The organism is Mycobacterium ostraviense (assembly GCF_002705925.1).
Classification (GTDB): domain Bacteria; phylum Actinomycetota; class Actinomycetes; order Mycobacteriales; family Mycobacteriaceae; genus Mycobacterium; species Mycobacterium ostraviense.
Genome location: NZ_NKRE01000001.1, coordinates 4,144,910 through 4,155,364, shown reverse-complemented (window position 1 = coordinate 4,155,364; position 10,455 = coordinate 4,144,910). Strand labels below are relative to the sequence as shown.

At 67.2% G+C, this 10,455-nt stretch carries 8 protein-coding genes; all 8 read right to left on the bottom strand.

Features of this window, described 5'->3' with window-relative positions; translation table 11 throughout:
* Positions 1 to 320: 320 nt before the first annotated feature.
* A complete protein-coding gene (locus CDN38_RS19475; RefSeq protein WP_233026945.1) occupies positions 321 to 677 on the bottom strand; it encodes a hypothetical protein in 357 nt (118 codons plus the stop codon).
* Between the two features lie 474 nt (positions 678 to 1,151).
* A complete protein-coding gene (locus CDN38_RS19470; protein ID WP_075513079.1) occupies positions 1,152 to 2,111 on the bottom strand; it encodes a Ppx/GppA phosphatase family protein in 960 nt (319 codons plus the stop codon).
* Positions 2,108 to 2,599 (bottom strand): DUF501 domain-containing protein, encoded by a 492-nt coding sequence (locus CDN38_RS19465; protein WP_075513080.1) that lies wholly within the window; start codon positions 2,597 to 2,599, stop codon positions 2,108 to 2,110. Before CDN38_RS19465 ends, CDN38_RS19470 begins: the two co-directional genes overlap by 4 nt.
* A complete protein-coding gene (locus tag CDN38_RS19460; RefSeq protein WP_075513081.1) occupies positions 2,592 to 3,266 on the bottom strand; it encodes an FtsB family cell division protein in 675 nt (224 codons plus the stop codon). The genes CDN38_RS19465 and CDN38_RS19460 overlap by 8 nt, the downstream gene beginning before the upstream one ends.
* Positions 3,267 to 3,300: 34 nt before the next feature.
* Entirely contained in the window at positions 3,301 to 4,590 is a 1,290-nt protein-coding gene (eno, locus tag CDN38_RS19455; RefSeq protein ID WP_075513082.1) for a phosphopyruvate hydratase, read from the bottom strand.
* Positions 4,591 to 4,670: 80 nt separating this feature from the next.
* Positions 4,671 to 5,411: a lytic transglycosylase domain-containing protein gene (locus CDN38_RS19450; RefSeq protein ID WP_075513083.1), complete on the bottom strand. Its 741-nt coding sequence runs from the start codon at positions 5,409 to 5,411 to the stop codon at positions 4,671 to 4,673.
* Between the two features lie 298 nt (positions 5,412 to 5,709).
* A complete protein-coding gene (locus CDN38_RS19445; protein WP_075513084.1) occupies positions 5,710 to 6,732 on the bottom strand; it encodes a nucleoside triphosphate pyrophosphohydrolase in 1,023 nt (340 codons plus the stop codon).
* The gene (mfd, locus tag CDN38_RS19440; protein ID WP_075513085.1) at positions 6,729 to 10,424 is read right to left on the bottom strand and encodes a transcription-repair coupling factor; all 3,696 of its coding nucleotides are present in this window, start codon (positions 10,422 to 10,424) and stop codon (positions 6,729 to 6,731) included. Before mfd ends, CDN38_RS19445 begins: the two co-directional genes overlap by 4 nt.
* Between the last annotated feature and the right edge of the window lie 31 nt (positions 10,425 to 10,455).

Genomic DNA, 10,455 nt, shown 5'->3' with positions numbered 1-10,455 from the left:
CGACTTCAAAGGCGAGTCAATACGATCCGCGGATTCTTCGCCGACCCTCACCTCGCTTACATCACCGCCTAAGTCGCCTTACTAACGCTCGGCTTAGTAGATGGCTGGCTCTGTTTCGGCACACCGATACCGTGCCGTCGCTCAAACCGCTTGTGATGGAAAGTGTTCGGGGGATATCGCAGGTGCTCACCGAATCGGCTGTCATTCCGCCTTATCGAGTGTGCACTGACGGCATTGACTGTGTATGTAGGGGGGCACATCCCAGGCGATTGGCCCCGCCAGCTGTCACACTCGGCGCCGTCAGGGCGCACTCGGCGCCGTCAGGGCGACCCAAGCGCTGAGCCCAAGACCTTCATCTCTTCACACCGGGGCGTAGCCCCCTCAACGCATGTAGCGACTTCGCCGGTGCCCGGGCCGAGGCCCGCAACCCCAGCACGCGTCGAGGTGTCGCGTGGGATGTACGACGGGCCGTACCGACCCCGGCCGAGTCGGCGAACCCGGCCGCATGCAATCTCCCAGCGCAACGCGTCCGAGATGGCCTTGGATGCCCTGCCGCGCACCGAAAATCCATGCCAGGCAAGCGCATCGAGCACTTCGGCGATGGTCGCCAGTCCGTGTTGGGACAGCTGCATGGTCAGCACGTAGCGAAGCTCGATTCCGCGAAGCATGATGTTCATTGCCGAACCGTCGCATGCTGGTATGACATCGGCCGGAGTTGGCGCTATGAGCGGTCGTGGGGCTGCGCCCCGGTATGGGGAGATGGAAATCGCGTGCTGGTGCGGTTGGGTCGGTGGCCCGCGGCTGCCGAGTGCGCGCTGGCGGCGCCGAGTGTGTGCTGGTGGCGCCGAGTGTGCCGTCAGGGCGGCCGTTCGCGGCGGTTACCGCCCTCCATACACAGTCAAAGCCGTCACTGCACACTCGCTACGGCGGAATGACAGCCGATTCGGTGAGCAGGTGCGATATCCCCGGAACGCCCACCATCACAAGCGCGGAAAACAGAGTTAAGGCGTGCCGAAAAGCAGAGTCAGACATCAAGGCTGCGCAAGTAGACATCCTGGGCCAGCAGCATTAGTGGTCACCATGAATTTTCCGAGTGAGGTGGGCACCAAGAGCGCCCCCTGTCGGACAGTGGCTCCTGTGACAGGTGTGACTCATCCGGACAGTGACAGCACGATGCCGTCCAGAATGTCGTGCTCGCTGACGGTCAGCTCGTCGATGCCGGCCCGGTCACGCAGCTCGCGGGCCAACTCCTCGACCACAATCGCCCCGCCGGCGATCACGTCCACCCGCCCCTCGTGCATCGGCGGCAGGGCGGCGCGCTCCTCGCGAGTCATTTTCACCAGCCGCTCGCACACGATCAACAACTCATCACCCGGCACCTGCGAAAGATGAATGGCCGCAGCATCATACGCCGTCAAGCGGTGAGCCAACGCGGACAACGTGGTCATTGTCCCGGCCAGACCGACCCAGGTCCGAGCCGACTCGACGGGCACCACCCGCAACGCGACTGCCAACCGCTCCCGCACCACCTTTCGGGCGGCGGCGACCTCCCGTGCCGTCGGGGGGTCGGAGTGCAAACAGCGCTCCGTCAGCCGCACGCAGCCGATGTCAGCCGAGTAACTCGCGACCACCTCGTCACCGGCCTTCCCCAGCACGATCTCGGTGGAGCCGCCGCCCAAGTCCACGACCACGAAAGGCGCACCGGCGCTACCTAATTCGCCGACTGCGCCGCGAAATGACAGCTCGGCCTCCTCGGCCCCGCTGATCACTTCCGCTATCGAACCAGGGATCACCGCGCCCAGCACTTCGGCCGTCATCGCGAAAAAGGCGTCGCGATTGGCGGCGTCGCGGGTGGCCGACGTGGCAACCATTCGCAGCCGGTCGACACCGTGCAGCCGCAGCAATGCGGCATAGTCGGTCAACGCCGCGCGGGTCCGCACGATAGCATCCGGGGCCAACTCGCCGGTCGCGTCAACTCCCTGACCCAGTCGGACAATCCGCGTTTCGCGATGCACATCGTGCAGGCGGGCGCCGGTCACCTCGGCGATCAACAGGCGAATCGAATTGGTGCCGCAGTCGATCGCCGCGATTCGTCTTCTCGATCCGCTCATCGCCACTGCTCCCCCACAATCAAATCAGCTGCCGCCGGTTCCGCGGCCAACAGCGCCACCGCCTCATCACCGAGTGGATTCACCCCGGGACCCTTGGCCAGCGAATGCGCGATCAGCACGTGCAGGCACTTCACCCGGTCGGGCATTCCCCCCGCCGACACTGCCGTCCCCAGCGGTTCGATGGCATCACGCTCGGCCAGATACGACTCATGCGCCCGCCGATACGCCGCAGCCAGGTCGGGGTCACATCGGAGCCGATGGGTCATCTCACGCATGAGCCCGGTGGTCTCCAGCCTGCTCGCCGCCGCCGTGAGCACCGGATGCGTCAGGTAGTACAACGTCGGAAACGGCGTGCCGTCCGGCAGTTTCGGGGCAGTTTTCACCACGCCGGGTTCACCGTTGGGGCATCGATAAGCCACCTCGAGCACGCCGCGAGGCTCTCGGCCGAGCTGACGCGCCACCACCTGAAGATCGGCCCGGTCAACCACCGGGCGCCGTCGGGTTGAGCGGAACCGCACCGGGCGGACCGGGCTCGGGTGTGGGCTCCGGGGCGGCGGCAGGCGGCAGGTGTGGCGCATCGGCGACGGTGTGCCACAACGCGGTATACCAGGGCTCGTTATTGGCCGGGGTCGGCGCATCGCCGCGAGGCTGGGGCGACACCGCCGCCGTCGGCGGAAGCTGGACCTGAAACGGGATGTCGCCCGGCATCACGAACCCGAGACGCTCGCGCGCCTGGGCCGCGATATAGGCCGGGTCGGCCAGCTGGTTCTTCTGCCGCTCCAGGTCGGCGATCTGGCGACGCAGCGCGGCCTCCGTCGCGGACAGTTGGTCCATCTCGGTGCGCTGCGCGAAGTAGGTGCGTACCGGCCCGGCTATGGTCAGCGTGAGCACACACACCACCGCGGCCAGCACCGCCGCCCGCCGGGCGGTGAACCCCAGCCGCTGATCGGACCGCTGTTCCATCGATTCGGTGAACGAGCGCTTGATGGGTTCGACGAGATGCTCGCGCAGGGTGCGGGTGGTCTGGCCGGTGGCCGGCGACTGTGCGGGCCGGGACGGCGACGCTGAGCGACGGGCCCGAGACGTATCGCCGGCCTTCCCCGGCCGCGAAGCCGGGGAGCGGCGTTTCGAATCGGGTCGTTTCGCGTCGGGCATGTCGCTTCAGCCGCGCATCAGGTTGGCGGCCAACCTATTTTTGGTCCCCAAGGTATCGGGGAAAGGCCAGGTCGCCGGCGTAACGGGCGGCGTCGCCGAGCGTGTCTTCGATGCGCAACAGCTGGTTGTATTTGGCGACCCGTTCACTGCGGGCCGGTGCGCCCGTCTTGATCTGTCCGCTGCCGACCGCCACCGCCAGGTCGGCGATCATGGTGTCCTCGGTCTCGCCGCTGCGGTGGCTCATCATCGTGCGGTACCCGCTGTGGTGAGCCAGCGCCACCGCATCGAGTGTCTCGGTCAGCGTGCCGATTTGATTCACCTTGACCAGCAACGCGTTTGCCACACCTCGTTCGATGCCCTCTTCGAGTCGCTCCGGATTGGTGACGAAGATGTCGTCGCCGACGATCTGTACCCGGTCGCCGATCGACGCCGTCAGCGCGGCCCAGCCGTCCCAGTCGTCTTCGGACAGCGGGTCTTCGATGGACACCAGGGGGTAGGAAGCCAACAGTCCGGCGTAGAACTCGGCCATCTGCTCGGCGGTGCGGATCGAACCCTCGAAGGAGTAGCCGGTGCCGTCGGTGTAGAACTCGGTGGCCGCGGCGTCGAGTGCCAGTGCCACGTCCGAACCGAGCTGATAACCCGCGGACTCGATGGCCCGGCTGATCAGATCCAGCGCCGCGGTGGTGCCGGCCACGTCCGGGGCAAAACCACCTTCGTCGCCCAGACCCGTGGACAGCCCCTCCTTCTTCAGCACCGACTTGAGCGCGTGGTACACCTCGGCGCCCCAGCGCAGCGCCTCGGCGAAGCTCGGCGCGCCGATCGGGGCCACCATGAACTCCTGGATGTCGACGGCGGTGTCGGCGTGTGCGCCGCCGTTGAGGATGTTCATCATGGGCACCGGCAGGATGTGGGCGTTGGGGCCGCCGATGTAACGGAACAACGGCAATTCCGCCGATTCGGCGGCGGCCTTGGCAACGGCCAGCGAGACACCGAGGATCGCGTTGCCGCCCAGCCGGGATTTGTCGGGCGTGCCGTCCAGGTCGACCAGCGCCTGGTCGACTAGCCGCTGGTCGTCGGCGTTGAGGCCGATGACGGCCGGGCCGATTTCATCGAGTACGGCTTGGACTGCCTTCTTGACCCCCTTGCCGCCGTAGCGGTCGCCGCCGTCGCGCAGTTCGACGGCCTCGTGCTCGCCCGTCGATGCGCCCGAGGGCACCGCGGCGCGGGCGAAGGTGCCGTCCATCAGAGCCACCTCGACCTCGACCGTCGGGTTGCCGCGGGAATCCAGAATCTCGCGGGCCCCGACCTGCTCGATAATCGGCACTGGATTCTCCTTTGCGCTGTGGTTCTGTTATGGTCCCGAACCGCCCATTAGCGTAAAGCCTGGCTCGGCGCTCTATCCTGCTACAGCGGGTGACCCGCCGCGTAAGCGGTTGCCCAGTCCCGCACCGCCCGAGCGTAAACACCGGAGTTGTTGTAGGCACGCAACGCGGTGATCCAGCCGCGCGGCGTCGCGAGATCCTTTCCGCGCCAGCACAAGTAACCTGCTGCCGAGAGTGCGGCATCGTCGATGTTGTCGGGGCTGACAATGCCGTCGTTGTTGGCGTCGACCCCATAGAGCCGCCAGGTCTCGGCGATGAACTGCATCGGCCCCATCGCACGCTGCACCCCGTCTCCGTCCGAAGCACCGTCGACGGTGCCGTGGTCGCTGTCCACGATGCGCAGCGTGCCACCGGTACCATCGAGGCGCACGCCGCGAATCGGCGGAGTCACGTCCCCGTTGGGCGCAATGGTCGCGCCGTGATAGGTGCCGTTATGACTCTCCACCTGCCCGATACCCGCCAGCGTGGTCCACGCGATGTGGCACTTGGGGTTCTCGACCTCCGCGACGCGCGCGGCGTAGGCGTAGGCCTCGAGAGCGATGACCGGCATCTCCAGCGCGGGGGCTCGCTGCTCGGCCCACTCTCGCAACTGATCGGCGGGCCGGCCGCTGGCGTAGGTGTCCACCGGCGGGACGGGATCGCCCGGCGGCGGCGGCACACCGTCGGGAATGAACAAGCTGAGCTGCCAGGTGCAACTGGACGCCAATAGCATCGCGGTCGCCCCTATCACGGCGACCGCGCGCAACCAACGTCTCGGCGTCACACTGCTCCTTCTTGGCTCCTCGTGAGCTCCTCCTGGGCTTCGCTGCGGGCTGCGCTCGGGCCCTGGCCGCCGCTCCCCTTACGTCCTCTTCCGGTCTGCTACCGATTTGGTCATGATCATCGTCCCACGGGTTGCGATCGTGCCCCTTCTCGTTTGCGGCTCAGCACACCGGCATACGGTTGTTATCACGTAGATATCGGTTAGCTGTGAGCGTGTTTGGCTATCGCTGTTCCCGTTTCTGTTGGCAGCAAACGCATCGTCGCAAACTTCGGGATGATCGCTTGCTGTTGCCCGGGTCTTACCGCCTGCCTTTGCGCTTCTTCGGGCCGCCGCGGGATTCCTTACCCGCTGCCGGGTCGGTTTCGGGGCTGGTTTCCAGCACATCGTCCGTCGGTCCGGGCCAGTGGGCCAACCACTCTTCTGCGGTGATGGTGCCGATGGGTGTCACGTCGAGTTCCTCGGCAACGCTGTCGTCACGGCGCGTGGCCGCAATCGCCTTCTCGGCGCCGCGGACTTTGTCGACAAAATCCAAAATAGCTGCGCGCAAAGAGTTTTCCGCATCGACCTCCGCCGAAACGGTGATCGAGATGATGCCGGAAGGGATCAGTTGCGGAGGTAGCCCCGCCTTGCTGACGCGCTGAATAACCTTCTGCGCCAACGCTAATGCCGGCTGACCGGTGTGGACATCATCCAAGGCAGAGTTCCGGGACTTTTCGGCCGCCTTACGTTCTTCCCACTGAATCATCTGTTCCTGAAGCGAAATCTCTTGTCCGGCAAGAACTCCCGGCGCGCGATTGGCCAACTTGCGGATCAGCGTGTCGGCGACGTCGTCGATGGTGAACGGAAGCAGCGCCGCGTCTTCGGCGATGCGGGCATGAAAAAGCACCTGCAGCAACAAGTCGCCGAGTTCCTCGCGCAGCTGGTTCACATCGCCGCGGTGCACCGCGTCGAGCAGCTCGTAGGTCTCCTCCAACAGGTAGCGGCGCAACGAGTTGTGGGTCTGTTCGCTTTCCCACGGTCCGTCGGTGCGAAGTCTGTCCATGATCGACACGGCGTCGAGCAGTCGTTCCCCGCGCTGGCGATCCGGTGCCGAAATCAGTCGCGCTCCGCCGGCCAGTCGTGCCACCACGGCCGGATGATTGGGGTCCGACGACAACAACACCGGTGCGTCGTCTCCCATATGCACCGGGTGTGCGTCGGGCAGCGACCACGGCACCGCGACCGGCATCTCCTCGGTGTATTGCACCGGGCCGCCAAGCAACTCGATGGCTTCGACCGGCACCAGCGACGGGCGGCGCGGGTCGACCAGGACGACAATCATCGCGCTCGTCGCTCCTTACTCGACACGGGGCGCCCCGTATCGTCGCCGGACGGACTCGTTATACCAATATCTTTGTGCGGTGTGCCTGCCAGCGCCGTCACCAGGTCGGCCACCATCTGCACCAATTCCACGTCTCGAAGACGCGGGGAGCCGACCCCGCCGGCACGTGGAATCGGGACCTGCACGGTAGCCGTAGTCGCCCGGTAATGCGCCCCCGGGTAGATCCGCTTGAGCCGAACCTGCGCGGAGTCCAGCAGGTTCAGCGGCGACAGTCGCATCGTCGCCGCCGACGGGGCCGACACTTCGGTGATGCCGGAGCCGCGACACAGCAACCGCAGCCGCGCCACCGCCACCAGCCGCCGGGCGGGTTCGGGTAGCGGCCCGTAGCGGTCGTTGAGCTCCTCCACAACGGCCGCGACCTCGCCGTCGGATGCGGCGGCGGCCAGCCGCCGGTAGGCCTCCAAACGCAGGCGGTCGCTGCCGATGTAGTCCGGCGGCAGGTGCGCATCGACCGGCAGGTCGATGCGCACGCCCTTGGGCTCCTCGGCAGCGGTTACCGTCTGGCCGTCGGCCGCCGCCCGGTATGCTTCAACGGCCTCACCGACCAGCCGCACGTACAGGTCGAACCCGACACCGGCGACGTGCCCGGACTGCTCGACGCCCAACACGTTGCCGGCCCCGCGGATCTCGAGGTCTTTCAACGCCACCGCCATGCCCGCGCCCAGCTCGTTGTTCTGCGCGATGGTCGCCAGCCGGTCAAAGGCCGTCTCGGTCAGCGGCGCCTGCGGCGGATAAAGGAAGTAGGCATAGCCGCGCTCGCGGCTGCGCCCGACCCGGCCCCGCAGCTGATGCAGCTGGGCCAGCCCGAAGGTATCGGCGCGCTCGACGATGAGCGTGTTGGCGTTGGAGATGTCCAGGCCGGTCTCCACGATCGTCGTGCACACCAGGATGTCGTATTCGCGGTGCCAGAAGCCCTGCACGGTGCGTTCCAGCAGGTCTTCGGGCATTTGCCCGTGCGCGACCACTACCCGAGCCTCGGGCACCAGCTCGCGGACGTGGGCCGCGGCCCGGTCGATGGAGCTGACCCGGTTGTGCACGTAGAAGGCCTGCCCGTCGCGCAGCAGTTCCCGCCGCAACGCCGCCGCAATCTGCTTGTCGTCGTGCGGGCCGACGTAGGTCAGCACCGGATAACGCTCTTCGGGCGGGGTCAGGATGGTCGACATCTCGCGGATCCCGGCCAGACTCATCTCCAGCGTGCGCGGGATCGGAGTGGCGCTCATGGTCAGCACGTCGACGTGGGTGCGCAGCGACTTGATGTGCTCCTTGTGCTCGACGCCGAACCGCTGCTCCTCGTCGACCACTACCAGGCCCAGGTCTTTCCAGCGCACCCCGGTCTGCAGCAGCCGGTGGGTGCCAATGACGATGTCCACCGACCCGTCGGCCAGCCCCTCGATCACCGTGCGCGACTCGGCGGCATCGGTGAACCGCGACAAACCCTTGACGGTCACCGGGAATCCGGACATTCGCTGCGCGAAGGTCTGTAGATGCTGGTCGGCCAGCAGCGTGGTGGGCACCAGCACCGCCACCTGCTTACCGTCTTGGACGGCCTTGAACGCCGCCCGCACCGCGATCTCGGTTTTGCCGTAGCCGACATCGCCGCAGATCACCCGATCCATCGGGATCGGCTTTTCCATGTCGGCCTTGACCTCTTGGATCGCGGTGAGCTGGTCGACGGTTTCGGTGAAACCGAACGCGTCCTCCATCTCGGCCTGCCACGGCGTGTCCGGCGCGAACGCATGTCCGGGGCTGGACTGCCGCTTGGCGTACAGCGAGACCAGCTCGCCGGCGATCTCACGCACCGCGCGTCGCGCCTTGGTCTTGGTGTTGGCCCAGTCGCTACCACCCAGCCGGCTCAGCGCCGGCGCCTGCCCGCCGACATACCGCGACAGCTGGTCCAGCGAATCCATCGGGACGTACAGCTTGTCGGAACCGCCGCCCCTCTTGCTGGAGGCGTACTCCAGCACCAGGTATTCGCGCCGGGCGCCGCCGACGGTGCGTTCGACCATCTCCACGAACCGGCCGATGCCGTGCTGATCGTGCACCACCAGGTCGCCGGCCGTCAGCGCCAGCGGATCCACGGTGTTGCGCCGCTTGGCGGCCAACCGCTTGCCCTCGGCGGCGCTGACCCGGCTACCGGTGAGGTCGGTCTCGGTGATAACCACCAGGTTGGCGCCGGGAATGACGACGCCCTCGTGCAGCGGCCCCTTCAGGACGCCGACGACGCCCGCCTTGGGCGTCGCGCCGCAGTCCAGCATGGCCGCGGCCGTGTCGGACTCGGCCAGCCGCTCGACGACCCGGTGCGCGGTCCCGGTGCCGGGCGCGACGACCGCGGCGTAGCCACCGGTGCTGACGTGGGCGCGCAGCATCGCGAAAATCTCATCGATGTCGTGCTGGTGGCCCCGGGCCGACGGCGAGGGCCGGACGTCGAGTTCCATCGCGGACTCGTCCGACAGCTGGCTCAGCGTCCACCACGGGTGACCGGACTTGGCTGCCGCGGCGCGCACGTCATCCAACTCGGCGAAACCCGAGCCTCCGAGCTGCTCGACGTCGACGGGGGCGTCGGTGCCCAGCGCGGCCACCGACCACGCCGCCTCCAGGAATTCCCGCCCGGTCTTGATCAGGTCAGCCGCCCGGGTCCGGATTTTCTCCGGGTCGCACAGCAACACCGGGGTGCCCTCGGCCAGCTGGTCGGTCAGCAACGCATGGGCCCCATTTTCCCCGTCTGCCCCATCTTCCATGGGATGCAGCACCGGCAGCAGTGCCTCCATCCCGTCGACTGGGATGCCCTCGACCAGCTTCGCCAGCATGTCGGAGACGCTGCCGGCGACGGCGTCTCCGGCGGCCGGGTGCTGCGCGGCCAATTCGGCGGCCCGCGCCCGCACGTCGTCGGTCAGCAGCAGCTCACGGCAGGCGACCGCCACCAGCGTGTCGACCTCGATTTCCGGAATGGAGCGCTGGTCGGCGACCGAGAACATCCGCATTTCGGTGATCTCGTCGCCCCAGAATTCGACGCGCACCGGATGCTCGGCGGTCGGGGCGAAGATGTCGAGTATCCCGCCGCGCACGGCGAACTCGCCGCGCCGGCCAACCATGTCCACCCGGGTGTAGGACAATTCGACCAACCGGGCGATCACGTCGTCGAAGCCGATCTCCTGCCCCACCCTCAAGGTGACCGGCTCCTGCCGCCCCAGCTGCGGCGTCATCGGCTGCAGCAGTGAGCGCACCGCGGTCACCACCACCCGCAACGGCGGGCCCAGCGTGGCGTCGTCGGGATAGGCCAGCCGGCGCAGCACCAGCAGGCGAGCACCGACGGTGTCGACACCCGGTGAGAGCCGCTCATGCGGCAGCGTCTCCCATGACGGAAACACCGCGACCGCGTCACCGAAAACACCCTGTAGTTCCGCGGTCAGGTCGTCGGCCTCGCGGCCGGTGGCGGTGACCACCAGCAGCGGACCCTGCCGCGCCAGTGCGCTAGCGACGAACAGGCGCGCACTGGCCGGCCCTACCAGGGATAATTCGTCGGGTCGATCGGAGGCGCGCGCAATCAGCTGTTGGAAGGTTGGCGCGGCCAGCGCCAATTCGACGAGCCCCGCGATCGGGGTATCTGGGCTAGCAGCCCCCGGTGCGGTCATGATGCGGCCATTCTAGGGCGCGGCCGATTCG